Annotated in this window: 23 protein-coding genes; 11 read left to right on the forward strand and 12 right to left on the reverse strand. The window is 72.5% G+C overall.

What is annotated here, in order from left to right; genetic code table 11:
• The first annotated feature begins 166 nt into the window (after positions 1–166).
• From ACGFMK_RS29780 to ACGFMK_RS29790, 3 genes are all read left to right on the forward strand, one after another.
• Positions 167–2401: a glycoside hydrolase family 3 N-terminal domain-containing protein gene (locus tag ACGFMK_RS29780; protein WP_392769997.1), complete on the forward strand. Its 2235-nt coding sequence runs from the start codon at positions 167–169 to the stop codon at positions 2399–2401.
• A 128-nt stretch (positions 2402–2529) separates the two neighbouring features.
• Entirely contained in the window at positions 2530–3228 is a 699-nt protein-coding gene (locus ACGFMK_RS29785) for a hypothetical protein (RefSeq protein WP_392769999.1), read from the forward strand.
• A gap of 406 nt (positions 3229–3634) precedes the next feature.
• Positions 3635–5203, forward strand: a complete 1569-nt coding sequence (locus ACGFMK_RS29790) for a DNA polymerase Y family protein (RefSeq protein WP_392770001.1) — start codon at positions 3635–3637, stop codon at positions 5201–5203.
• A gap of 1 nt (position 5204) precedes the next feature.
• Here ACGFMK_RS29790 and ACGFMK_RS29795 read toward each other — a convergent pair whose 3' ends face one another.
• The 4 genes from ACGFMK_RS29795 to ACGFMK_RS29810 form a co-directional block, all read right to left on the reverse strand.
• Positions 5205–5579, reverse strand: coding sequence for a fluoride efflux transporter FluC (locus tag ACGFMK_RS29795; protein ID WP_392770003.1), 375 nt, complete (start codon positions 5577–5579; stop codon positions 5205–5207).
• Positions 5576–6055, reverse strand: coding sequence for a fluoride efflux transporter CrcB (crcB, locus tag ACGFMK_RS29800; RefSeq protein ID WP_392770006.1), 480 nt, complete (start codon positions 6053–6055; stop codon positions 5576–5578). The genes ACGFMK_RS29795 and crcB overlap by 4 nt, the downstream gene beginning before the upstream one ends.
• Positions 6056–6635: 580 nt before the next feature.
• On the reverse strand, positions 6636–7193 hold the full coding sequence (locus tag ACGFMK_RS29805; RefSeq protein WP_392770009.1) for a DinB family protein: 558 nt from the start codon (positions 7191–7193) through the stop codon (positions 6636–6638).
• On the reverse strand, positions 7190–7900 hold the full coding sequence (locus ACGFMK_RS29810) for a TetR/AcrR family transcriptional regulator (RefSeq protein ID WP_392770012.1): 711 nt from the start codon (positions 7898–7900) through the stop codon (positions 7190–7192). Before ACGFMK_RS29810 ends, ACGFMK_RS29805 begins: the two co-directional genes overlap by 4 nt.
• Before the next feature lie 81 nt (positions 7901–7981).
• Between ACGFMK_RS29810 and ACGFMK_RS29815 the strand changes: the two genes are divergently transcribed.
• Positions 7982–9379: an MFS transporter gene (locus ACGFMK_RS29815; protein WP_392770015.1), complete on the forward strand. Its 1398-nt coding sequence runs from the start codon at positions 7982–7984 to the stop codon at positions 9377–9379.
• Between the two features lie 29 nt (positions 9380–9408).
• Complete coding sequence (locus tag ACGFMK_RS29820; RefSeq protein ID WP_392770018.1) at positions 9409–10644, forward strand: epoxide hydrolase family protein; 1236 nt, start codon at positions 9409–9411, stop codon at positions 10642–10644.
• A 12-nt stretch (positions 10645–10656) separates the two neighbouring features.
• Here ACGFMK_RS29820 and ACGFMK_RS29825 read toward each other — a convergent pair whose 3' ends face one another.
• The gene (locus ACGFMK_RS29825; protein WP_392770020.1) at positions 10657–11454 is read right to left on the reverse strand and encodes a maleylpyruvate isomerase family mycothiol-dependent enzyme; all 798 of its coding nucleotides are present in this window, start codon (positions 11452–11454) and stop codon (positions 10657–10659) included.
• A gap of 189 nt (positions 11455–11643) precedes the next feature.
• Complete coding sequence (locus ACGFMK_RS29830) at positions 11644–12081, reverse strand: hypothetical protein (RefSeq protein ID WP_392770023.1); 438 nt, start codon at positions 12079–12081, stop codon at positions 11644–11646.
• Between the two features lie 282 nt (positions 12082–12363).
• Between ACGFMK_RS29830 and ACGFMK_RS29835 the strand changes: the two genes are divergently transcribed.
• The 3 genes from ACGFMK_RS29835 to ACGFMK_RS29845 all read left to right on the forward strand — a co-directional run bounded on the left by ACGFMK_RS29835 (position 12364) and on the right by ACGFMK_RS29845 (position 17266).
• Positions 12364–15681 carry an error-prone DNA polymerase gene (locus tag ACGFMK_RS29835; RefSeq protein WP_392770025.1) on the forward strand — a complete coding sequence of 1106 codons (3318 nt, stop codon included), beginning with the start codon at positions 12364–12366 and terminating at the stop codon, positions 15679–15681.
• The gene (locus tag ACGFMK_RS29840) at positions 15678–16280 is read left to right on the forward strand and encodes a GNAT family N-acetyltransferase (RefSeq protein WP_392770027.1); all 603 of its coding nucleotides are present in this window, start codon (positions 15678–15680) and stop codon (positions 16278–16280) included. Before ACGFMK_RS29835 ends, ACGFMK_RS29840 begins: the two co-directional genes overlap by 4 nt.
• A 179-nt stretch (positions 16281–16459) precedes the next feature.
• The gene (locus ACGFMK_RS29845; protein WP_392770029.1) at positions 16460–17266 is read left to right on the forward strand and encodes a polysaccharide lyase family 7 protein; all 807 of its coding nucleotides are present in this window, start codon (positions 16460–16462) and stop codon (positions 17264–17266) included.
• An 11-nt stretch (positions 17267–17277) separates the two neighbouring features.
• Here ACGFMK_RS29845 and ACGFMK_RS29850 read toward each other — a convergent pair whose 3' ends face one another.
• Positions 17278–18861, reverse strand: coding sequence for an SMI1/KNR4 family protein (locus ACGFMK_RS29850; protein WP_392770031.1), 1584 nt, complete (start codon positions 18859–18861; stop codon positions 17278–17280).
• Positions 18862–18995: 134 nt separating this feature from the next.
• Between ACGFMK_RS29850 and ACGFMK_RS29855 the strand changes: the two genes are divergently transcribed.
• Positions 18996–19286 carry a hypothetical protein gene (locus ACGFMK_RS29855; protein ID WP_392770033.1) on the forward strand — a complete coding sequence of 97 codons (291 nt, stop codon included), beginning with the start codon at positions 18996–18998 and terminating at the stop codon, positions 19284–19286.
• A gap of 54 nt (positions 19287–19340) precedes the next feature.
• A complete protein-coding gene (locus ACGFMK_RS29860) occupies positions 19341–20180 on the forward strand; it encodes an LLM class F420-dependent oxidoreductase (RefSeq protein ID WP_392770036.1) in 840 nt (279 codons plus the stop codon).
• A gap of 117 nt (positions 20181–20297) precedes the next feature.
• Here the strand turns inward: ACGFMK_RS29860 and ACGFMK_RS29865 are convergent, their stop codons facing one another.
• The gene (locus ACGFMK_RS29865) at positions 20298–21416 is read right to left on the reverse strand and encodes an NADH:flavin oxidoreductase (RefSeq protein WP_392770038.1); all 1119 of its coding nucleotides are present in this window, start codon (positions 21414–21416) and stop codon (positions 20298–20300) included.
• 97 nt (positions 21417–21513) lie between these two features.
• Here ACGFMK_RS29865 and ACGFMK_RS29870 point away from each other — a divergent pair, with 97 nt between their 5' ends.
• Positions 21514–21879: a MerR family transcriptional regulator gene (locus tag ACGFMK_RS29870; RefSeq protein WP_392770041.1), complete on the forward strand. Its 366-nt coding sequence runs from the start codon at positions 21514–21516 to the stop codon at positions 21877–21879.
• 2 nt (positions 21880–21881) lie between these two features.
• Here the strand turns inward: ACGFMK_RS29870 and ACGFMK_RS29875 are convergent, their stop codons facing one another.
• The 4 genes from ACGFMK_RS29875 to ACGFMK_RS29890 form a co-directional block, all read right to left on the reverse strand.
• On the reverse strand, positions 21882–22436 hold the full coding sequence (locus ACGFMK_RS29875; RefSeq protein ID WP_392770043.1) for a hypothetical protein: 555 nt from the start codon (positions 22434–22436) through the stop codon (positions 21882–21884).
• Positions 22433–23089 (reverse strand): hypothetical protein, encoded by a 657-nt coding sequence (locus ACGFMK_RS29880; RefSeq protein ID WP_392770046.1) that lies wholly within the window; start codon positions 23087–23089, stop codon positions 22433–22435. The genes ACGFMK_RS29875 and ACGFMK_RS29880 overlap by 4 nt, the downstream gene beginning before the upstream one ends.
• Positions 23090–23125: 36 nt before the next feature.
• The gene (locus ACGFMK_RS29885) at positions 23126–23353 is read right to left on the reverse strand and encodes a hypothetical protein (protein WP_392770049.1); all 228 of its coding nucleotides are present in this window, start codon (positions 23351–23353) and stop codon (positions 23126–23128) included.
• Between the two features lie 198 nt (positions 23354–23551).
• Positions 23552–24673 (reverse strand): alpha/beta hydrolase family protein, encoded by a 1122-nt coding sequence (locus ACGFMK_RS29890; protein WP_392770052.1) that lies wholly within the window; start codon positions 24671–24673, stop codon positions 23552–23554.
• Between the last annotated feature and the right edge of the window lie 21 nt (positions 24674–24694).

Raw genomic sequence — 24694 nt, forward strand, 5'->3', positions numbered from 1 at the left:
CCCCGGCGCGCGGGAAGGACCCGGCGGGCGCGGCGGGGACGGCCGCCGATCGATCGGCGGCAGGCCGCTTTCCGGGCCTATCCTGGCTGATCGATTCTCACTCGAAAGGGTCCCCGCCATGCAGCAGCCCGAGAGTCACGCAGCCGATCAAGCGACATCAGACGGGGTGAACCGGCGCAGCCTGCTCGCCGGGTTCGGTGGCCTCCTCGCCGCCGGCGGGGTCGCGTCGAGCGGCCTGCTCGCCGCGCCCGCCGCCGCAGATCCCGCCGACGTCGCCGCCCGGCCCGAGCGGGACGGCCGCGTAGAGGCGCTGCTCAAGAAGATGACCCTCGCGGAAAAGCTCGGGCAGCTCCAGCTGCTCGGCAACGAGGCCGACGCACGCACGGCGCTGGCGACCGGGCAGCTCGGCGGCGTCTTCTCGGTGGTCGGCGCGGCCAAGCTGAACGCGCTGCAGCACATCGCCGTCGAGCAGACCCGGCTGCGCATCCCGCTGATCTTCGGCCTGGACGTGATCCACGGCTACACCACCAACTTCCCGATCCCGCTGGCCCAGGGCTCGAGCTTCGACCCCGCCGTGGCGGGCGCGGACGCGTCGGTGTCGGCGAAGGAGGCCCGGCGCAGCGGCATCCACTGGACGTACGCGCCGATGATGGACGTCACCCACGAGCCGCGCTGGGGGCGCATCGCCGAGGGGTACGGCGAAGATCCTTACCTGGCCACGAAACTCGCCGTCTCGAAGGTCCGCGGTTACCAGGGTGACGACTACTCGTCGCCGGATCGCCTCGCCGCCTGCGCCAAGCACTTCGTCGCCTACGGCGGCGCCGAAGGCGGGCGCGACTACAACACCGTCGACGTCTCGCTGCAGCGGCTGCACAACCTCTACCTCCCGCCGTTCAAGGCGTCCGTCGAGGCCGGCGTGGCGACGGTGATGGCCAGCTTCAACACCATCAGCGGCGTGCCCGCCCACGGCAACGGCTACGTCCTGCACGACGTCCTCAAAGGCGCCTACGGCTTCCGCGGGTTCGTCGTCAGCGACTACACCGGCGTCCAGGAACTGATCCTGCACGGCCTCGCCGGTGACGGCGCCGACGCCGCGGCGGCCGCGCTCCCGGCCGGGGTCGACATGGAGATGGTCAGCACCAACTACGTGCAGTACGGGCAGCAGCTGCTGGCGCAGCGGCGGATCACGAACGACCAGATCGACGACGCCGTCCGCCGGATCCTGCTCGTCAAGGTCAAGCTCAGCTTGTTCGACCGCCCGTACGTCGACGAGGCCGGCGAGGTGAAGGCGCCGTCCCCGGCCGCGCTCGCGCAGGCGCGGACGGCCGCCGGGCGGTCCATGGTGCTGCTGAAGAACGACGGGCCGGTGCTGCCGCTGGCGAAGACCGTCCGCTCGGTCGCCGTCGTCGGCCCGCTCGGCACGGCGACCTACGACCTCAACGGCACCTGGTCGGGCCTCGGCACCGGCGCGGCCACGACCCCGCCGGTGACCGTGGTCGACGGGATCAAGGCCGCGGCGCCCGGGGCCACGGTGACCTACAGCGCGGGCTGCACCGTCGACGGCGCCGACACGAGCGGGTTCGCCGCGGCGCAGCAGGCGGCCCGCGCGGCGGACGTGACGGTGGTCGTGGTCGGCGAAACCGCCGCGATGAGCGGTGAGGCGGCCGCGCGCAGCACCATCGACCTGCCCGGTGTCCAGCAGCAGCTGGTGGCCGCGGTCAAGGAGACCGGGAAGCCGTTCGTGGTGGTCCTGGTCAACGGCCGGCCGCTGACGATCCCGTACCTGCATGACAACGCCCCGGCGATCCTCGAGGCGTGGGCGCCGGGCGTCCAGGGCGGGAACGCGATCGCGGACGTCCTGTTCGGCACGGTGAACCCGGGCGGCAAGCTGCCGGTCAGCTTCCCGCGCGCGGTCGGCCAGGTCCCGATCTACTACAACCACGAGAACACCGGGCGCCCGGCCGACCCGGCCAACAAGTACACGTCCAAGTACCTCGACCTGGAGTCCGGCCCGCTCTACGAGTTCGGCTTCGGCCTGTCCTACACGACCTTCCGCATCGACGGCCTGCGGCTCTCGGACACGCGGATGCCGGCCCGCGGCGGCCGGATCCAGGTGAGCGCCACGGTGACCAACACCGGCGGCCGCGCGGGCGACGAGGTCGTCCAGCTGTACCTGCGCGACCCGGTTGCCACCATCGTGCAGCCGGTCCGGCGGCTGCGCGGCTTCCAGCGCGTGACGCTGGCGGCGGGCGCGTCGACGACGGTCACCTTCACCCTCACCCCCGACGACGTCGGCTTCTACGACAACGCCGCGAAGTTCCGCGTCGAGCCGGGCAAGATCGAGGTCTACGTCGGCAACAGCTCGGCCGCCACCCTGACCTCGAGCTTCACCGTGACGTGAGCCTCCCTTGACAGGAGCCGCTGTCGTCTCGCAGGATGCGAACAAGTGTTCGATGATTGTCCTGGGTTCGCCCGCCGGTTTCCGCGGGTGTCTCCGGTACGAGTTCGTGGTGCTGGAGGTGAGCGGCGGTGGCGATACCGGAGGCGCTCACGTCCATCCCGGGGGTGCGGACGGCTTCGCAGCTACGCGAGCCAAGCCCGGACGTCACCCATCCGGGTGAGTCACTCCCGGTAGCCTCGGCGCTCGCCGGCCTGTTCCCGGCCGGCGGGCTCCGGCGCGGCACCACGGTGTCGGTCACCGGGTCGACGTCCCTGGTGCTGGCCCTGCTCGCGGAGGCGACCAGGGCGGGCTCGTGGGCGGCGGTCACCGGCCTGCCGCACCTGGGCCTGGCGGCGGCCGCGGAGCTGGGCGTCGACCTGGACCGCATCGCCCTGGTCCCGCGGCCCGGGGCTGAGGTGGTCGCGGTGCTCTCGGCCCTGGTGGACGGATTCGACCTGGTGGTGCTGGGCCCGGTGCTCGCCCGCGGCGTCCGGCCGCAGGTGGCCCGCCGCCTGGCCGGGAGGGTCCGCAACCGCGGCGCGGTCCTGCTGACGGTCGGCGCCTGGCCGGGCGCGGAACTGGAGGTCCGGGTCACCGGACGCCGCTGGCGCGGAGCCACCCCGGACGGGCACGGGCACCTGCAGGCCCGGGAGATCGTGGCGACCAGCCAGGGCCGCGGCGCGGCGGTCCGGCCGCAGGCGGTTGCGTTGCAGCTGCCGGGTCCCGGTGGTGCGGTGGTGGCCGGGGAGCCGCGGTCCGGGCGCCGGTTGGTCGAGGTGGCCGGGTGAGCGCCGGACGGTTTTTGTTGTGGTGCTCGGGCTGGCCGGTTCGTGGTGCGGTGGCTCGGTCGCACGTGGTTGTGTTGCGGCTGCCCGGTCTTGGTGTCGTGGTCGGCTGGCAGCCGCCGAAGGTGGAAAGTCGTGAGGGGCGCCTTCATGGACTAAAAGCCCATGAAGGCGCCCCTCACGGCTTCAAGCCGGGAGGTCGAGGTGGCCGGGTGAGCGCCTGGCGGCTTCGGGTGCCGTGTTCGGCCGCTGGTGCTGCGGCGGCCGGAGCGCGGGTGGTTGTGGTGGGCGAGCTGCCGTCGGGGCTCCGGTTGGCCGAGGTGGTCAAGCGGCTTCGGGCACGGGTCGGCCAAACGGCCTCTGCGGCCGCGTCGCGGCTGCCAGGCTCCGATGGCGCGGTCGTCGCCGGGTGAGTTCCGATGCTCCCCGGCTTCTGGTGCTGTGGTGCCCGGACTGGCCGGTCGTCGCTGCGGGCGCTGCTGCCGGGTCGCCGCCCCTCGGCCCCGCCGCGGTGTTCTCCGCCAACCGGGTCGTGGCCTGTTCCGCGGCCGCGCGGCGGGACGGTGTCGGGCGGGGGATGCGGCGCCGCGACGCGCAGTCGCGGTGCCCGGATCTGGTGGTGCACCAACACGATCCGGAGCGCGACGCGCGCCTGTTCGAACCGGTCGCCGCGGCGGTGGAGCGGCAGGCCGTCGGCGTCGAGGTGGTGCGGCCGGGGATCGTCGCGGTGCCGGTCACCGGCGCCGCCGGGTACTTCGGCGGCGAGGAGGCGCTTTCGGAGCTGCTGCTCGACGAGGTGTCGGCGGGGGCGGGCGTGGAATGCCAGGTCGGGATCGCCGACGGCCTCTTCGCCGCGACGCTCGCCGCCCGTCGCGCCACCCTGGTTCCGGACGGCGGGACCGCGGAGTTCCTGGACCCGCTGCCGATCGCCGAGCTGGACCAGCCCGGCGACGACCGCGGCGAGCTCGTCGGCCTGCTCAAGCGGCTCGGGCTGCGGACCCTCGGCGCGTTCGCCGCGCTGGCCGAGCGCGACGTCGCGGGCCGCTTCCCGCGTGACGCGATCACCGCGCACCGGCTGGCGCGCGGGCTGTCGGAACGGCCGCCGTTGCGCCGGGCCCTGCCGCCGGAGCTGTCGATCACCGAGGAGTTCGAGCACCCGCTGGAACGCGTCGACGAAGCCGCGTTCGTCGCGAAGACGTTGGGGGAGCGGTTCTTCGCGGGGCTGGCGCGGCACGGGCTGGCATGCACGCGCCTGGCCATCGTCGCGGTGACGGAGGCGGGGGAGGAGCGGGTGCGCGTCTGGCGCTGCGCCGAGCCGCTGACCGCGCGCGCGACGGCCGACCGGGTGCGGTGGCAGTGCGAAGGCTGGCTCACCGCCCGTGACGGGGCCCGCCCGAGCGCCGGGATCGTCCGGCTGCGGCTCGACCCGGAGGAGGTCGTCGGCGGGCAGGCGCTGCAGCTGCAGCTCGGGTCGATGGGCCGGGACGCCGACGCCGCCGAACGCGCGGCCCGCGCCCTGGTCCGGATCCAGGGCCTGCTCGGCCCGGAGGCCGTCGTCACCCCGCTGCTCGACGGCGGCCGCGGCCCCGCCGAGCGGGTGCGGCTCATCCCGTGGGGTGACCCGCGGACGCCCGTCTCCCCGGACGCGCCCTGGCCGGGGCGGCTGCCCGCGCCGTCCCCGGCCGTCGTCGCGGATCACCCGGCCCAGGTGCTGGACGAGGGCGGGGACGTCGTCGGCTGCACCGAGCGCGGCGAGCTCACCGCGCGGCCGGCGACCGTCGCCGTCGAAGGACGGCCGTCGCGGCCGGTGCTGGCCTGGGCCGGGCCGTGGCTGCACCAGCCGGCGCTGCCGTCCCGCGGGCGGCGCGTGGCGCGGCTGCAGGCGGTGCTCGCGGACGAGGACGAGCAGATCGCCCTGCTGCTGGCCGTCACCGTCGGCGAGACTCCACAGTGGACGGTGGAGGGCAGCTACGACTGAGTCACCCGAACACCGCCTGGGCCACGGCCGTGCCGACGTAGGCCGCACCCAGTCCGGCGACCATGCTGACGACGACGTTCGCGGCGGCGAAGAACTTCGCGCCGGTTTCGGCCAGACGGAGCGTTTCGTAGGAGAACGTCGAGTAGGTGCTGAGGGTGGCGCACAGCCCGGGGCCGATCAGGTGCTGCAGCGGCTGGGGAACGGTGGTCGCCGTGGCGGCGCCGGTCAGGAAGCCGAGCACGGTGCAGGCGACGAGGTTCACCGTGAAAGTGCCCCAGGGGAAGCCGGTGTCGTGGCGGCTCTGGACGGCGCGATCGGTCAGGTAGCGCAGCGGCGCGCCGACCAGGGCGCCGGCGATGACCATGAGCCAGTTCACGAGCGGCTCCCGAGACGCAGCGCCCGGCGGGTGAGCGCGGCGGTGACCCAGACCGCGGCGAGGGCGGCGGCCACGGTGGCCACGAGGTAGAGCAGGGCGGTTCCGGCGTGCCCGCCGTCGAGCAGGTGCTGGGCGTCGACGGCGTAGGTGGAGAAAGTGGTGTAGCCGCCGAGGATGCCGGTGCCGAGGAACGGCCGCACCAGCGGGTGAGCGGTGGGCACGGCGGCGATGACGGCCATCAGGACGCCCATGGCCGCGCAGCCGGTGACGTTGATCCAGAACGTGGTCCACGGAAACCCGCCGGCCGCGGTGGGCCAGAGCAGGGTGGCGCCGTAGCGGGCGCAGGCTCCGAGCACCCCACCGGCGGCGACCGCGCCGACGGTCTCGAGAAGGTGGCGCCGCGAGTCGTGCGGCGGCGGATCGGCGATGTCCGGGTCGACGGGCTCGGCCGCGGGTTCGGGATGTTCGAGGGGCACGGCAGGCAGACTCCTACCTGATCGGGCACGAGGACGACTCGTGCGGCTGGTTCAGGTAGGGACCGTTGGCGGCGGACGGCCGCGGTTCGGGTACGGCGGGCCCCACCGCCGCGCGGCCACCGGCGAAGATGACCACGCGGCCAGGTTAACAGCGCGCCCAGGACGCTCGATCGCAGGTACCGGGCCTGGCCGGGATTCCGCCGGATCGGCTGCCGCGACGGCCGCCCTGCCCGGTCCGCTCCGGCTGGGGTGGCATCCGCGGTGGCCGGCCTGACCGGCGCTGCGGCCCCGGGCTGGCGACTCCGGCTCGATCGGCTGCGATGCCAGCTGCCTCTGCCCTCGGCTGGAGCGGCTCCTCTGGCGGCTGGTCTGACCGGACTGGATCGGCCGCCCGGCCGCGGGCTCGCTCGGGTCAGGCCCGGCTGAAGCAGCTGCTGGCACCAGCCGAAGCCGATCACGCTTCGGTCCTACTGACCTGCTCCGGCTGGGGCGGCTCCTGGGGGCCCAGCCGGAGCAGTTGCCGGCCGACCGGCCTTGCCCCGGCTGGATCGGCACCCCGGCTGCAGCCGCTCGGCCGAGGTCAGGTCTCAGCCGCCGCCCTGGCCGCCCGCTCGATCTCCGCGTACCGGGCCACCCGAGCCGCGTCCGGAGTGCTCCGGCTCTCCGCGTCCAGACCGACCGTGCCGTCCAGCTGCTCGCGCAGGATGTCCGCGTGCCCGGCGTGCCGGTTGATCTCGGTCAGGAACGTCACCAGCACCTTGAAGAGCGTCACCTCCGGGCTCGGCCACCACGGCACGTGGCCGGGAGCGTCCAGGTCGAGACCGGTGATCGTCGTGTCGGTGTGGGTCCACACCCTCCGGTAGCGGTCGACCACCTCGGCGCGGGTCTCGTGCTCGGTCACCCACAGGTCGGCGCCGCCCCGCTCGGGCAGGGGCTCCGGGAACGGCCGCCCGAACACCTCGCCGAAGTACCGGGCCTCCCAGGTCGCCAGGTGCTTGATCAGGCCGAGCAGGTTGGTCCCGGTGGGCGTCAGCGGACGGCGGACGTCGTATTCGCCGAGTCCGTCCAGCTTCGAGAGCATCGCCTCGCGGATCCAGCGCAGTTCGTCGTGCAGGTACGTCTTCGCGTCGTCGGTCACGAGCCCAGGTTGCCGATCATCAGGGTGAGGGTGAACTCGAACCGCTCGTGCCCGGTGCCGGACGTCAGCTCGGCGGCGTGGCGCCGGGTGTGGGGGAAGCGGTCGGCGGGCAGGGCGCTGAACCGGTCGACCAGCTCTTCGCGGCCGAGGACCCAATCCTGGTCCGGGTGCCGGTGCCGGACGATCGAGCGCTCCAGCGCGTAGCCGCTGACGTAGAGGGTGAGCGCGTCGCGCACCCAGGCAGCCGTCCGCGGTGCGACGCCCCCGGCGAGCAGGATCGCCAGGATTCCTTCGCCGACCCGCAGGGATTCGAGGTGGGTGGGGACCATGGCCAGCGCGGCGCGGGAGACGCCGGGGTACTTCAGGTACTGGTCGCGGATCTGGCCGTAGACGTCGAGGAGCTGCCGCCGCCACGTCGCCGGGTCGGGTTCGGGCAGGACGATCTCGGCGTGGAGCCGGCCGATGATCAGGTCGTCCAGATCTTCTTTGTTGACGATGTGCGCGTACAGCGACGACGGCCCGGCTTCGAGCACCGCGGCGACCCGGCGGATCGTCAGCGCTTCGTAGCCCTCGGTGGCGATGACCTGCAGGGCGGCGTCGGTGATCCGGTCGGCCGTGATGGGCGGCTTCCGCGTCGCGGACGGCGCGGAGCCGGCGCGGGGCGGCGCGTGGCGGGCTTCGCGGCGCTGCCGGGGGTCGGTGGGCATGCTGCCACCCTACCTTGACACGAACTAAGTTCGTCATTTAGAACTAAGTTCGTGACTATCGAACTTAGTTCGTCAAGACCCGTGACCCCGCTTCCCCTCGGCCAGGCCTGGCTCGTCCTGGTGGTCGTGATCGTCGCCGAGCTCATGGACCTGATCGACACCAGCGTCGCCAACCTCGCCGGCCCCTCGATCCGCGCCGACCTCGGCGGCGGGCCGATGACCCTGCAGTGGGTGCTGTCCGCCTACACCGCGGCCTTCGCCCTCGGCCTGATCACCTCCGGCAGGCTCGGCGACCTCATCGGCCGCCGGCGGCTGTTCCAGCTCGGCATGGCCGGCTTCACCCTCGCGTCACTGGCCTGCGGCCTCGCGCCCGGCGCCGGGTTCCTGATCGTCGCCCGCCTGTTCCAGGGCCTGTTCGGGTCGGTGATGATCCCGCAGGGCCTGGCCCTGGTGAAGATCGTCTTCCCGCCCGAGCACCTGCGCCGGGCGCTGATGCCGTTCGGCCCGATCATGGGGCTGGCCATGGTGGCCGGCCCGATCCTCGCCGGGTGGCTGCTGCACCTGGACCTGTTCGGCAGCGGGTGGCGCTCGATCTTCCTGATCAACGTCCCGTTCGGCGTCTTCGCCGCCGCCCTCGGCTGGTGGGTCCTGCCGCGCCACAGCGGCGAAGACCGCAGCGCCCGCCTCGACGTCCGCGGCGTGGGCCTGCTCACCGCCGGTTCGGCACTGCTGATCGTGCCGCTCATCCAGGGCCGCGACCTCGGCTGGCCCGCCTGGACCTACGTGATGATCGCCGCCGCGCTGGTGGTGTTCGGCCTGTTCGTCGTGTCCGAACGCCGCAGCGACCACCCCGTCGTGACCCGGTCGCTGTTCGGCAAGCGCAGCTTCGTCGTCGGCCTGCTGATCGTCGGCGGGTTCTACGCCGCGCTCAGCGCGTTCGTCCTGGTCGTCAACCTGCTGCTGCAGTCGGGCCTGGGCTGGACGCCGCTGCAGACCGGCTTCGCGCTGATCCCCTGGGCCGCGGGCACCGCGGCCGCCACCCTGCTGTCCGGCGCGGTGCTCGCCGAGAAGCTCGGACGCGCCAACCTGCACCTCGGGCTGGCCATCGCGGTCGCCGGCCTGCTCGGCCTCTGGTGGACGTGCGCGCACTGGGGCGACGCCCTCACCGTGGCGAAGCTGGCCCCGGCCCTGCTGGTGACGGGCATCGGCTGCGGGCTGCTGTTCGTCCCGCTGTTCGACTTCATCCTCGGCGACGCCACCCCTGAAGAGGTCGGCACCGGCGCGGGCGTGCTCAACGCCGCCCAGCAGTTCGCCAACGCCCTCGGTGTCGCCGCCCTCGGCTCGGTGTTCTTCGCCCGCGTCGGACAGCCTTCGACGCACTCGTACTTCGCCGCCGCCGAGCTGGTGTTCGGCCTCTGCGCCGGCGGCTACGTGCTGGTGCTGCTGCTGGTCGGACTGCTGCCCAGGAGAGCGGGGTGAACCCCACCGGTTTGCGACAATGTCCCGCGATGACGACCTCACGCGCCTTCCCGCTGGAGCCCGCCCCGATCCACGTGCCCGGCGAGGTGCTCGACGACCTGCGCGCCCGGCTCGCCCTGACCCGGCCGCCGCTGGACGAGGGGAACGACGACTGGTCCTACGGCGTCCCGGCCGGCTACCTCCGTGAGCTGGTCGCCTACTGGCGGGACGGTTACGACTGGCGCAAAGCCGAGGCCGCCATCAACGCCTACGAGCACTACCGGGTGAGCGTCGCCGGTGTCCCGGTGCACTTCATGCGCAAGCCCGGCCGCGGCCCCCGCCCGATCCCGCTGCTGCTCACCCACGGCTGGCCGTGGACCTTCTGGCACTGGTCGAAGGTGATCGACGCGCTCGCCGATCCGGCCGCGTCCGGCGGGGACCCCGCCGACGCGTTCGACGTCCTCGTGCCGTCCCTGCCCGGTTTCGGTTTCCCCGGCCCGCTGACCGGCTTCCCGGACGTCAACTTCTGGAAGGTCGCCGACCTCTGGCACACGCTGATGACCGAGACCCTGGGGTACGAGAAGTACGCCGCCGGGGGCTGCGACATCGGCGGGATCGTCTCCAGCCAGCTCGGCCACAAGTACGCCGATGAGCTGTACGGCATCCACATCGGCTCCGGGCTGCCGCTCGACTTCTTCACCGGCCCGCGCGCCTGGGACTTCGCCCGGAACCGGCCCCTCACCGACGAGCAGCCCGCCGACGTCCGCGCCCGCATCGTCGAGCTGGACCACCGGTCGGCGTCCCACCTCGCCGTGCACATGCTCGACGGCGCCACCCTGGCCCACGGCCTGAGCGACTCACCCGCCGGGCTGCTCGCCTGGCTGCTGGAGCGCTGGAACGCCTGGAGCGACAACGGCGGCGACGTCGAGTCGGTCTTCACCAAGGACGACCTGCTCACCCACGCCACGATCTACTGGGTGAACAACTCCGTCGCCACGTCGCTGCGGTACTACGCCAACGCCAACCGCTACCCGTGGACCCCCGCCCACGACCGCACCCCGGTGGTGCAGGCCCCGGTCGGCCTCACCTTCGTCACCTACGAGAACCCGCCCGGCGTCCACACCGCCGAGGAGCGCGTCCGGGCGTTCGAGGCGGGTCCGCAGGCCGGGTGGTTCAACCACGTGAACGTCACCGCCCACGACCGCGGCGGCCACTTCATCCCCTGGGAGAACCCGGAGGCCTGGGTGAGCGACCTGCGCCGCACCTTCCGCGGCCGCCGGCCCTGAACGCCGGCCCGGTCAGTCGCTGGCGTGGGCGGTGCTGTCGACCCAGTGCTGGGCGAGGCCGGCGTCGCCGTCGACGCCGACGGTTTCGTTGCCGGCGAGGGGGAGACGCCGGGTCAGGATCTGAAGCAGCGAGCCGGCCGGCCCGGTCACCGTCACGTCGGCCTCCCGGGTTTCCGGCTGCCACACCGCCCCGTCCGGCCGGCGTTCGACGAACCAGGCCCCCTCGCCGTCGGCGGTGTCGGTGGCCCGCCACTGCAGGGTCTGCCCGGTGCCCCGGATGGCGTGGGCGGACTCGGACCGCTGCATCTCCCAGGTGGGCGAGGTGAGCATCGTGAAGTGGTTGCCGATGAGCGCCGCGGCGACGTCGGCTTCGACGTCGACCGGCCGGTCCGCCGCGACGGCCGCGTCGAAGCCGTGGACGACCGCCTCGTTCAGCATGCTGGACATCCAGAACCGCGCCCCGGACCGCGCGTCACCCGCGGCGTTGAACACCGGCGCCTCGAGCGCGTCGTCGGAGCACGCGTCCGCGACCCGCTGCGCGGACCGCGACAGCCACGCCTGCCACTCACCGGGATCGGCCGGCGGCACGGCCATCTCCGTGGGCAGCCGGGTGGGGTCGGTGATGCGCCGTTCGATGATCTCCGCGACCCAGTGCTGGGTCTGGCCCAGGTGCGCGACCAGATCGGCGACGGTCCACTTCGGCGCCGTCGGCACAGCGGCGCCCGGCCCGGCCACGACGGCCGATTCCGCCAGGCGCCGGGTGTGCTCGACGATCGCGCGCCGGGTGGTTTCCGCGTTGAGCTCAGTCATGGTGGAGTGTCCTCGGTCTCTGGCAGCCGGTGGTCGTGCCCGCCCCCTGCAGGCGCCTTCGACCACGCGTCGAACGACGAAAGCCGGGATCGACAGGGCCTCCGATCTTTCCGGCCGGAGGTCTCCACCACGGTCCGCCAGGCAGGTCCGGACGGCTTGCCGAGCTGTCCGGACCTGCCTGGATTCGGTCTAGTGCAGACCGTCGATGCAGGGGCTGGAGCCGCGGTAGCAGGTCACGCCTTTGAGGTAGGCGTCGGTTTCGTCGGTCATGTAGACCCAGACGTTGTCGGCCCCGCCGGGGACGTCCGCTTCAGCGTCGACGGGCGCCGTCCCGGCTGTGTTGCACCAGAGACTGGTGCTCTTGAAGTCCAACCGGGTGCTGCCGGCGAACGGCTTCACGTAGATCCGCCGGCAGTTGCTGGCTTTGAACGCTCCGGTGACGCCGACCGACCGGTTGAAGAAGGTGACTGTGCCGTTGTAGTAGCTCTCCCCATACTGGATCTTGAAGGAGCTGGTGGGGTAGGCGGCCGCGGTGGCGGGCGCGGCCCCGAAGACCATTCCGGCAACCGACGCCGCCGCGGCCACGACCGCGCCGACCTTCTTCGCCGTCGTCCTGTTCTTCAGCATGGTTTCTCCCCTTTGTCCGTCGCGGCGGCCCGAAGCGAGCCGCGACAGAACCACGCGCGGGGTGCGGGACCGGTTTAGCCGGCGTGAGCGGTCAATTACGGGCGGCGACCGTTCCCGGTCGGCTCAGTCCCTTGTGTCCAGTGCCTCACCTGCAGTTATCGGCGTCACGACGAGTTGACAGCGCGTCCTGTCGGACTCAGGATCAGCAACGGAAATCGTACGTGTGTTCGAACAGTGGTCGCTGGCTTCCCCACGGCGAACTCGTAGCGGTGGGAGCTGGCGTTGGTGTTCAACAACCCGAATGTGCCGTGGTCCGAGGTCGAGCGGGTCGCCTCCGGGCGGGCTCCCTTCCCGGGGGACGGCGGTGATTCGCCCGCGTGGTCGCGCAAGCGGGACGGGTACGCCGGGGCGCCCGACGACCTGCGGGACCGCCGGGGCCGGGACGACGGCGGGGAACGGCGGCGGGCGCCGTACGCGGAGCTGCACGTCCACTCGAACTTCAGCTTTCTCGACGGCGCCTCCCATCCCGAGAACCTCGTCGAGCAGGCCGCGCGGCTGGAGCTCGACGCGCTGGTGCTGACCGATCACGACGGGATGTACGGCGCCGTCCGGTTCAACGACGCCGCCCGCGAGCTCGGGGTGCGGGTCGGGTTCGGGGCCGAGCTGTCCCTCGACCTCCCGGCGCCGCAGGGCGGTGAGCCGGATCCGGCCGGGTCGCACCTGCTGGTGATCGCCCGGCGGCAGGACGGGTACCACCGGCTCTGCCGGGTGATCTCCCACGCCCAGCTCGCCGGGGGTGCGAAGGGCCGTCCGGTCTACGACGTCGAGGAGCTGGTCGACGAGCTGGCCGGGCACGTCGTCGTGCTGAGCGGCTGCCGCAAGGGCGCCGTCCGCCGCGCGCTCGCCGAGCACGGTCCGGCGGCCGCGCACACCGAGCTGGCACGGCTGGTCGACTGGTTCGGGCGCGGCCACGTCGCGGTCGAGCTGATCGACCACCGGCTGCCGTTCGACTCGGCGCACAACGACCTGCTGAGTGACATGGCCGCCGAGCTGCGGCTGCCGACGATCGTGTCGAACAACGTGCACTACGCCCGCCCGGACGACGTCGTCGTGGCGGAACTGGTCGCCGCCGTGCGGGCGCGGCGCTCGGCCGAGGAGCTCGACGGGTGGCGGCCGCCGTCGGGGCAGGCGTTCCTGCGGTCCGGTGCCGAGCAGCGGCGGCGGTTCGAGCACCGGTACCCCGGCGCGGTCGGCCGGGCCGCGGTCCTCGGCGTCGAGGTCGCGTTCGACCTCCAGGTGGTCGCGCCGGACCTGCCGCCGTTCGACGTCCCGGCCGGCCACACCGAGATGTCGTTCCTGCGGGAGCTGACCTGGACCGGCGCGCTCACCCGCTACGGGACCCGGGACGAGAACCCGAAGGCCTACGCCCAGCTCGACCACGAGCTCGACCTGATCCGGAAGCTCGACTTCCCCGGCTACTTCCTCGTGGTGTGGGACATCGTCCGGTTCTGCAAAGAGGCGAACATCCTGTGCCAGGGACGAGGATCCGCCGCCAACAGCGCGGTCTGCTACGCGCTGGGGATCTGCCACGCCGACCCGGTGAAGTGGAACCTGCTGTTCGAACGGTTCCTCGCGCCGGAGCGGGACGGGCCGCCGGACATCGACATCGACATCGAGTCCGACCGCCGCGAGGAGGCCATCCAGTACGTCTACGGCAAACACGGGCGGCTGCACGCGGCGCAGGTCGCGAACGTCATCACCTACCGGGCGCCGTCCGCGATCCGCGACGCCGCGAAAGCCCTGGGGCACAGCCAAGGGCAGCAGGACGCCTACGGCAAGCTCGTCGATCGCTGGGGCGGCGTCGCCGCCACGCGGCAGCAGAGCGCGGGGGAGATCCCCGGCGACGTGCTCGACCTCGCGGCGCGGATCGAGGACTTCCCGCGCCACCTCGGCATCCACTCCGGCGGCATGGTGATCTCGAAGCAGCCGGTGTCCGAAGTGGTCCCGGTCGAGTGGGCCACCATGGCCGACCGCAGCATCCTGCAGTGGGACAAGGACGACTGCAACACCGTCGGGCTGGTCAAGTTCGACCTGCTCGGCCTCGGCATGCTCTCGGCGCTGCACTACATGATCGACCTCGTCGCCGAGCACCACGAATCCACTGTGGACATCGGGAAGCTCGACCTGGCCGACCCGGCCGTCTACGACATGCTCTGTGACGCCGACGCCGTCGGGGTGTTCCAGGTGGAGTCCCGCGCGCAGCTGGCGACGCTGCCGCGGTTGCGGCCGCGGAAGTTCTACGACCTGGTCGTCGAGGTCGCGCTGATCCGGCCCGGCCCGATCCAGGGCGGCTCCGTGCACCCCTACATCCGGCGGCGGCGTGGTGAGGAGGAGTGGCAGCACGCGCACCCGCTGCTGGCGTCCAGTCTGGACCGGACGCTCGGCGTGCCGCTGTTCCAGGAGCAGGTGATGCAGATGGCCGTGGACGTCGCGAGTTTCACCCCGGCCGAGGCCGACCAGCTGCGCCGGGCCATGGGCGCCAAGCGATCCAGTGCCAAGATGCGCGCGCTGATGGCGCGGTTCTTCGCCGGGTGCGAGGCCAACGGGCTGGACCGGGAGCTGGCGACGCGGATCTTCGAGCAGATCCACGCGTTCTCCGGCTACGGCTTCCCCGAAGCGCACTCGATGTCCTTCGCACACCTCGTGTACGCGAGCGCGTGGTTCAAGCGCTACCACCCGGCCGCGTTCTGCGCCGGGCTGCTGCGCGCCCAGCCGATGGGGTTCTACAGCCCGCAGTCGCTGGTCGCCGACGCCCGCCGCCACGGCGTTCTCGTGCGGGAACCGGACATCAACGCCAGTCTCGCCCACGCCACCCTCGAACCCGACCTCGACAGCACCGGCGGCGTCGCCCTGCGCCTCGGCCTGGCCGCGGTCCGGCACCTCGGGGACGATCCAGCTGAGGCGATCGTCGCCGAGCGCGACGCACACGGCTCGTACGCGAACGTCGGTGACCTCACCCGCCGCGTCCCGCTGAAGAAGGCCGCCGTCGAAGCCCTGGCCACGGCCGGCGCGTTCGGCGCCGACCGGCGCCGGGCCCTGTGGGCCGCGGGTGCCGCCGCCGCGACCCGGCCCGGGCACCTGCCCGGCCTCGCGCCCGGCCTGGACGCGCCCGCCCTGCCCGGGATGACGCGGTTCGAGGTGACCGCGGCCGACCTGTGGGCCGCCGGGGTCTCGCCGGACAGCCACCCCGTGCAGTACCTGCGCGAATACCTCGACCAGCGCGGTGCGCTGTCGGTCGCCGAGCTGGCGCGGGCGGCGGACGGGAGTCGCGTGTGGATCGGGGGAGCGGTGACCCACCGGCAGCGGCCGGCGACGGCGGGCGGGATCACGTTCTTCAACGTCGAGGACGAGACCGGCATGGCCAACGTCCTCGTCTCACCCGGACTCTGGAACCGGCAGCGCCTCGTCGCCCGCACGAGCGCCGCGCTGCTGGTCCGCGGCCGGGTGCAGGCGGCCGAAGGGGTCGTCACGCTCGTCGCGGACCGGCTGGAGCGGCTCGACCTGTCGATGGCGACCGGGCCGTCGCGTGACTTCCGGTGAGCCGGGCGACCGTCGGGGGCCCGGCGTCGGGAGCGCGCGGGGAGTACGGCGACCTCCTCCCGGTCCGCCCGGCCGGGGCGCCGCCGGTGGTGTGCCTGCGCGGCCACTACCTCGCGCTCTTCGGGATGATCAAGAGCCACAGTCCCCGCTACCGGTTGCACACCACGCTGTGCGAGACCTGCCGCAGGCAGGAGGCCGGCGACGCGGGCGAACGGCGGCTGGCCGAGTGGGCGCACCTCGACGTGCGGGTCCAGCACCCGCCGGGCGCGGTGCCGCCGGACGGTCTGGTCCTCGTCGCGGTCCCGCCGCCCACGGGATCGGCGACGGGGAAGATCGAGCTCCGGCTGGACGGCCTGACCACCGGCACCGCGACGCTCACGTCCTGCGCCGCCTGCCGGAGCGCCACACTGGACTACGTCCACGTCGACGCCGGGCACCGCCGTCTCGGCTACGGCCGCACCCTCGTCCGCGCGACCCTCGTGCGCGCTCCCGGGTACGCCTGGAGCGCGCCGGCGCCGGACGGCCCGGTGGCGCGGGCCTTCCGCGCCCGCGTCGCCCTGCCGCGCACCGGCCCGCTCTGCGTCCACCGAGGGAAGTGAGTGTCCCACTCAATGTGAACCTCTCCTTGACAGCGAGCAACACCGAACTTAATCTCCTTCATCGTTACTCGCTTTTCGGAAACGCATTTATTCACATACGTGAACAAACACATATGTGAAACCGATGAGTGGGCGAAGTCCTCTCCCTGCTTCGCTTCTCGCCGTGAAAGGACGCCACCATGCGTGTGCGCGCAATGCTTACCTTTCTCGCCATCCCGGCGCTGCTGACCGGGACCGCGATTTCCGCCGAGGCATTCCCCGGTGCCGAAGTGAGCGGAATCGCCATGGCTCCCATGGCCGACCCCGGAGTCGCCCCCGGTGGCAACTTCGACCTCTCGGTCTGGCAGCTGCAGGAGCCGGTGGGATCACCGGGCTCCCCGACGACGATCTCGTCGTCACGGCTGCAGGGCGCGAATGGATTCCAGGACTCGTACTTCTACACCGACACGCGTGACGGAGCGATGACATTCTGGGCGCCGGAAAAAGGCGTCACGACACCCAACTCCAATTACGCGCGCTCCGAACTGCGTGAGATGAACAAGAGCGGCTCCTCGGCGAATTGGTCGTTGAGCGGCACGCACAAGCTGAGCGCGACCCTGCGCGTGGTGTCGGTGACGTCCAACGTCTGTGTCGGCCAGGTCCACCTCGGCACCGGCGGCTCGTCGACGAAGCCGCTGCTGGAGCTGTACTACCACAGCAACGGCGACATCGTGCTGGGCACCGAAAACTCGCCCGACGGCGGCCAGACCCCGCACCCGGTCGGCCACGTGGCGATCGGGAAGACCTGGACCTACACGATCGGGATCTCCGGCGGCAACACCATCAACCTCACGGTGAACGGCACCACCACGCACTACGGCATTCCGTCGTCGTTCAACCAGTACAAGCAGTACTTCAAGGCCGGTTCGTACAACCAGTCCTCTTCGGACAGCACGACGAAGGGTGCGCGCGTCGCGTTCTACGGCCTGACCGTGTCGCACAGCTGAGCCTGATTTCGTTACAGCACAGCGGAAATCTCGATGGCCGTGTCCTGCGGGGAGCCCCCGGTGAAGGCGTCCCGCAGGCCGGCCATCTCCCGCAGGGTCGTCCGCCCGGTGACGAAGAGCGCGGCGAGCGGCGGCAGCGGCCGTCCGGTGCCGAGCAGCCGGCGCACCTGGTCGCCGTCCAGCTTGAGCACGCGCAGGCCGGGCAGGTCGCAGACCTGACCCAGGTCGCAGACCGCCGAACCGGCGAGGTTCAGCCGGGTCAGGCCGGGCAGGGTGCGCAGCACGGCGAGGTCGAGCGGCTCGCCGACGTCCTTCAGCTGCAGGTCCCACAGCGCGGGGTGCCCGGCGAGGGCGCCGAGTTCGACGCGCCGGGCGCTGATCTGCAGCGACTCCAGCACCTCGAGCCCGCCGAGCGCCGGGGTCACCACCGCCGCGCGGTTGACCTTGAGCAGCCGCAGCGCGGTCAGCGGCTCGCACAGCGCCAGGTCGACGTCGGCGGGGTCGTTGAGGTAGACCTCCTGGACCAGCTCCCGCTCGGGAAGCTCGGCCACCACGGTGGGCAGGTCCAGGTCGGCCGCGTGCGAGATGACCTCGCTGTACGAACGCTCGCCGGCGTCGCGCAAACCGGTCTCGGCGAACAGGTACTGCTCGCCGGCGTCCTCGTACTTCCCGGCCCGCAGGGCCTCGACGACTTCGGTGAGCATGGCGGTGATCGAGCCCGCGACGTACCGCAGCGGGCCGTAGACGTCCCGGCCGTACTCGAGGACCTGGCCGGCGCGGCCCCGCTCCGCCGGGTCGAGGTCCACCGCGAGGTAGTTGCCCCCGCGGTCACTGCCGAAGGTGACCCACCAGTCGTTGCGGGACAAGCGCTTCACGTGCCCGAACGGCACGGTCTCGAACACGACGCCGTCGTCGTCCGGCGCGTCTTCCCAGCCGTACGAACCCGGTTCGCCTTCCGTGTAGTTGCCGACGAGCCGGGTGAGGGGGTCGGGGGAGTAGGGGCCGAGCAGGCCGGCGTCCTCCGGGTCGCCGTCCGCCAGCAGGTACAGCGCACGCAGGTCCTCGGGCAGTCGCACGCCGATCCGGGCCTCGGCGGCCGCCAGATCGGCCTCGGTGCGGCCGGGCGGCAACGGCGGGGGAACGCCCTTGATCCCGGCGTAGAGCGCGGTGAACTCCCCGGCGAGCCGGGTGACCTCGGCGAGCACGGCCGGGTCGGTGGGCGCCCCCGTCGGCTCGGCGGCCGCGGGCCGGGGCAGGCCGGGTCGCGGGTGCCCGGGGTAGCGGAACCCCTCGTCGAACACCAGCCGCCCGGGTGACACCGCCGCGACGTCCTCCCGGGCGGTGAACGTGTATTCGCCCCCGGCGCCGAGCCGGACCTCGAGTGCCACCGGCGGCCGTTCGAACAGGCTCCGGGCGATCTGCGCGTAGTCGACGCGCAGGTGCTCCCGCACGTCACTCCAGGCGGTGCACGAAACGGAACCCCCGGTGTGGCGCAGCTGCAGGGTGGCCGACGTCCACACGTCGCCCGCGCCCGCGCGCAGCGCTTCGGCCATGGCCCTGGCGATGTCACCGTATCCGGCGGTCCCGTCGTTCACACGAGCGAGCGTAGCGACGGGGTCCGACAAAACCGGCGGGGACGCTTTCGGTGTATCAGCGGGCGAACCCGGCGCTCTGCTCTCCGGTGCCCGCGGATCGGCGGGTGCCGCGACGGCCACCAAGGAGCGGTCCCATGGCACAGGCGGCGGTTTCCCGGAGACGGCCCTGCAGGAACTGCGGCGGGCGCTACTTCGCCGGGACGATCTCGGCGTTCTGGGCGGTCGCCGCCCTCGCGGTCGCGCTCGGCGGCATCGCGAAGGCGGTCGTCGGCAGCGGGGTACTGGCCGCGGTGAGCGGCGGTGTCCCGAACCCCGACCACGTCCTGGCCGCCGGGGTCTGGGCCGTCGGCGGGATCGTCGTCGCGGGGATCCTCGCGTTCATCGGGCACGGCTACCGCTGCATCGGCTGTGACACCAGGCAATGACGGCCGCCGCGCGTGGTCCGGCCCTGGAGGAACTCCAGGGTTACGCTCGTGATCATGCGATTCGCCATCAAGACCTCGCCCCAGAACACCGAGTGGGCGGACATGCTCGCCGTGTGGCAGGCCGCCGACGAGATCGAGCTGTTCGAGTCCGGCTGGACCTTCGACCACTTCTATCCCATCTTCTCCGATTCGACCGGTCCGTGCCTGGAAGGGTGGGTCACGCTCACCGCGCTCGCGCAGGCCACGAAACGGCTCCGGCTGGGCACGCTGGTCAGCGGGATCCACTACCGCCACCCGGCGCTGCTCGCGAACATGGCCGCGACGCTCGACATCGTCTCGGGCGGACGGCTGGAGATCGGCATCGGCGCCGGCTGGAACGAAGAGGAGTCCGGCGCGTACGGCATGGAGCTCGGCACGGTCAAGGAGCGCAGCGACCGGTTCGAGGAAGGCTGTGAAGTGCTCGTCGGGCTGCTGACCCAGGAGACCACGAACTTCCAGGGCCGGTACTACCAGCTGACCGAGGCGCGCAACGAGCCGAAGGGCGTGCAGAAGCCGCACCCGCCCCTCTGCATCGGCGGCAGCGGCGAGAAGCGCACCCTGCGCACCGCCGCGAAGTACGCCCAGCACTGGAACTTCGTCGGCGGCACGCCCGAGGAGTTCGCCCACAAGCGCGACGTGCTGCACCGCCACTGCGCGGACATCGGCCGCGACCCGGGTGAGATCACCCTCTCCTCGCACGTCCGCCTCGGCCCGGACGCCGACTACGCCAAGGTTGCCGCCGAAGCCGAGGCACTCGGCGAAGCAGGCCTCGACCTGGCGATCGTGTACCTGCCGCCCCCGCACACCCCGGCCGTGCTGGAGCCGCTGGCGAAGGCCCTCGAGCCGTTGCGCTGACGCTCGCGTCCGGCGGATGAGCGCGAACAGCGCGCGAACCACCGCCGCACTCGGTACCGTCAGCCCCGCGGGTCGGCGCGCTCCCTCCCCCTCGGCGCGCCGACCCGCGTTTCACCGCTAGTGCAGGACGCCCAGCGCCTCCGGCGTGAAGGGCGTGATCTCGCCTTCGCGGCCGGTCCGGATCTTCGCGGCCCAGGCGGGGTCGCCCAGCAGGGGACGGCCCAGCGCGATCATGTCGAACTCGTCGGACTCGAGGCGGTCCAGGACGTCGCCGATGCCGGTCGAGGCCGCCGTCCCGCCGCCCAGGCTGGACGTGAACTCGGTGTCGAGGCCGATCGACCCGACGGCGATGACCGGCTTGCCGGACAGCTTCTTGGCCCAGCCGGCGAGGGTGAGGTCGGAACCGTCGAACGCCGGTTGACAGTAGCGGCGGGTGGAGACGTGGAAGGCGTCGGCACCCGCGTCGGCGAGCTCGCCGAGGATGACGCCGAACTCCTCCGGGGTGCCGGCGATCCGGGCGGTGTAGTCGTTCATCTTCCACTGGGACAGCCGCACGACGATCGGGAAGCCGGGGGCGACCACGCGGCGGATCGCGGCGACGACCTCGGCGGCGAACCGGGTCCGGGAGCGCAGGTCGCCGCCGTAGGCGTCGGTGCGGTGGTTGGTGCCCGCCCAGAGGAACTGGTCGATGAGGTAGCCGTGGGCGCCGTGCAGTTCGACGCCGTCGAAGCCGAGCCGTTCGGCCGTGGCGGCGGCGTCGGCGAAGGCCCGGACGACGTCGTCGATGTCCCGCTGCGTCATCGTGCGGCCCGGCTCGCCGGGGCTGCCGTCGGCGGACACGGGCACGCCGGAGGGGCCGATGGCGGGGGCGCCGGGGTGCGGCACCACGTCACCCTTGCGGGTCATGCCGACGTGCTGGAGCTGGGGGAAGATCACGCCGCCGGCCTCGTGGACGGCCTCGACGACCCGGGACCAGCCGGCCAGGGCGGCGTCGCCGTACAGGCGTGACACCTGGTCGTGCTCGCCGGACGAGGGGTGCCCGACGTAAGTGCCTTCGGTGATGATCAGCCCGGTGCCGCCGGCCGCGCGCCGGGCGTAGTAGGCGGCGACCTGCTCGCTCGGCACACCGCCGGGCGACTGCCCGCGGGTCATCGGCGCCATGGCGATCCGGTTCGGGACGGTGAGGCCGCCGAGCGTGAGCGGGCGGGACAGGACGTGGTCTTCGCGGGTGGTCACGGGAATCGCTCTCCTTCGTGGGATTCCCTGCTACGCTAAAACCTCACGTGGACGTCAGATTCCACTCGGAGTGCGGCAGATCACGTCGGGAGCGGCGATGCGGATCGGGGAACTGGCCCTTAAGGCGGGCGTCAGCGTGCGGGCCCTGCGGTACTACGAAGAGAAGGGCATGCTGGTGCCGGAACGCAGCACCGGCGGGCACCGGCACTACGGCGACCGCAGCGTGGACCTGGTCTGGCTGATCCAGCAGTTCTACGCGGCGGGGCTGTCCAGCCGGTCGATCCTGGAGATCCTCCCGTGCGTCGAGACCGGCGAGGCGACCCCGCAGGTGCACGACCTGCTCGTCGCCGAACGGGAACGCATCGACCGCCAGATGTCCGAGCTGGCGGCGGCCCGCGACCGGCTCGACACGGTCATCGCGAACGCCGGTTCGTCGTGCTCGGACCACCGCCGCCCGGACTGACCTCAGGGGTGCGCCAGCCCGAGCCGGTCCCGGTCGGTCCACTCCGGGGAGCGCCCGTTTTCCGCGCAGTACTCGGCCCACGACCGGCGGCCCGGTGCGGCGGTCTTCGCCCAGTAGGTGACCTGCCCGTTGTAGTGCCAGGCGCCGGTCGCCGGCCCGTATTCGCTGACGAGCTCGCCGGCCTGCTCGAGCCGTCCGAGAGCGACGCCGAAGCGGACGCTGGAGGCGGTGTAGGGCCGGGAGCCGAACATGGAGTGCCCCTGCTCGGCGACGTGCGCGGCGAACAGGTCGGGGAACATCCCGCGCAGCCGGTGCTCGACGATCCCGAACTCGACGAACGGCTCGCCCTCGCGCACGCACTTCTTGAGGGGCTCGAGCAGGTCATCGGTCACGCGGTGGGGCGCCGCCGCGGCCGCCGTCGGGGGTCCGGCGGTGGTGAACCATTCGTGGTCGCCGTGGTTCTCGTTGGTGCAGCGGTGATGCAGCACCCGGTCGGGCAGCCGCCGCGGCGGCCGGACGTCGTCGGCGCTGAAGCACTTCGGGCAGGTGAGGATCACGACGCCGCCTTCGGGCCGCCGGCGAAGAGGGCGAGCTCCAGTTCGTCGGCCGCGCGGTCGTGCTCCTGCGCCCAGCGGGCGAGCAGGTCGCAGTAGCGCCGGTAGGTGTCCGGCGGCCAGGGACCCGTGCGGTGCAACGACTCCCAGCCACAGTGATCCCGCAGGGCGGTGGCGACCACGCGGTCGAGGATCAGGCACGGGTGCCCGGGCACGCCGCCGCCCGCGAAGTACAGGAACTTCGTGAAGAACGACGGCCCGAGCGCACGGATCGCGTTGCGCCCGCCCGGCCGGAGCAGAGCGTACGCGCGTGCGGGATCGCGCCGGGCCTCCTCGGCGGCTTCGGTGAGCAGGTCCTTCGCGCCGGCGGTGTCGGCTTTGATGCTGTCGAGCCGTTTGCTGTTCTGACGCAGGAACCGGCCGGATCCCCACGCCAGCGTCCGCCACAGCAGCGTGAACACGTCTTCGGCCGGGGCCCACACGTCGGCGCGGGTCAGCGACGGCGTCGACGGCGGGGTGCCGGGCAGCTCCCGCCGGGTGATCGCCTCCCGCCACCACTGCCACGGGACGGCGATGCGGTGCTCCGCCACGGCCGTCCGGCGGGGCGGGGACGGCACCGCCCACTCCGGCGGGGAAAGCTCGCTGAGCTCGGTCACAGGCACACCGACTGGGTCGCGTGTCCGCCCGATCCGTTACGCATGGTCGAATTCGCGGACGAGGTCCGGGTCGGCCGCCGCGGCCCGCGCCGCCGCCCGGCGGCCGTGCAGGAACGCGGCGCCGAACCCCGCCGCCACGGTCGCGCAGAGCGCCGTGAGCGTCCACGCCCAGCCGGCTCCCGTCGTGACGGCGAGGTAGAGCTGGATGGCCGCGACGATGCCGTACGTGGCGGCGAGAGCTCGCCGTGTGGCCTGATGGTGCACCAGGAGCCTCCTCAAGCCGGGGTGCGTACTGAGTCGCTCGAGGCCGGCGGTCGGTTACACCACCGGCTGCCAGTCGATCTCCGCGGCCCGAACGGCTCGGTCTCCGGAGCCGCCTGGGCTCCGGCCCGGCAGGTCCAGGAAGTGGGACAAGAGGCGGCGACGGGGGAGCGGCCCGCTTCCCCCGCCGCCGGATCCCCCTTACCGGATGAAGCTCACTTCGGGATAGGCCGGCGACGGCGCGGCCAGCAGCGGCTGCGGCCGGCACCGCAGGTGCAGGTCGAAGAACGCCCGGACGTAGGCCCGCGTGACGGCCAGCGCGCGGTCGCCGCCGAGCGACGCGCCGACGTCGACCCCCAGCTGGTCGGCGAGCGGGCCGAGGTCGGTGAACGAGCTGTGCACCGTGCCGGACACCATGAGCCAGCGCTTCCAGCCGGTCAGGTGCGTCCAGTCGGTTTCCCAGTCGTCGTACGGGTTCGGCGTGCCCGGGGTGTAGAAGTCCTTGCTGCCCAGGAACAGGAAGGGCCGGGACAGCCCGGAGGCGGGCAGCGGCACGTGGGTCGAGCCGTCGATGTCGATCCCGGCGCGGATCCGGGGGTCGGCGAGCATCGCCTGCAGGGTGTTCGCGCCGCCGGCGCTGTGCCCGGCCATGCCGACCCGCGCGGGGTCGACGAGCGCGCTGCCGCGCCACTTCGCGTGCGGCCCGGTCAGCTCGTCGAGCACGAACGACGTGTCGGCCGCGCGTGTCCCCGCCAGCTTTTCCCAGAACCCCGGCTGGTCGTCGACCTCGCAGGCGGCGCAGTCCGTGACGTGGCCGTCGGGGAAGGTGGTGGCGCGGTTTTCGTAGGTGTGGTCGACGACCGCCACGACGTAACCGTGGCTCGCCAGGTCCTCGGCCAGGCCGCTGAGCACGGCCCGGGGCTGGGTCCAGCCCGGCGACAGCACGACCATCGGCAGGCTGTGGCGCCGTCCGGCCGCCGGCGCGTCGACGACGGCGTTGGTGCGCACCGTGCTCAGGACGTCCAGGGGGAGGCCGGGAATGCCCTCCCGCTCGAGGTTGCGCTCGGACTCCAGTGGTGTCATGTACGGCTTCGTCGGCCCGTGCGCCGGGGTCGCCGGGTAGAAGACGGAGACCATCAGCTCCCGGTAGGGCACCGAAGGTACCCACGGATCCGGGCGTGATGTGTCCTTAAGGGACAGTGAGGTGACGCCGACCGGTTGCGAGCCGGTCGGTCTGGGCAGGTGTGGCGTCGTGTCCGCCACCGCGGGTGTCACGGTCAGTGCCGAGACGGCCAGTGCGGTGGCGACGGCGAGAGTGCGCATGGTTTCCCCCAGTGCGACGGG

Origin of the sequence: Amycolatopsis sp. NPDC049252 (assembly GCF_043197175.1) — a bacterium.
Lineage (GTDB): Bacteria > Actinomycetota > Actinomycetes > Mycobacteriales > Pseudonocardiaceae > Amycolatopsis.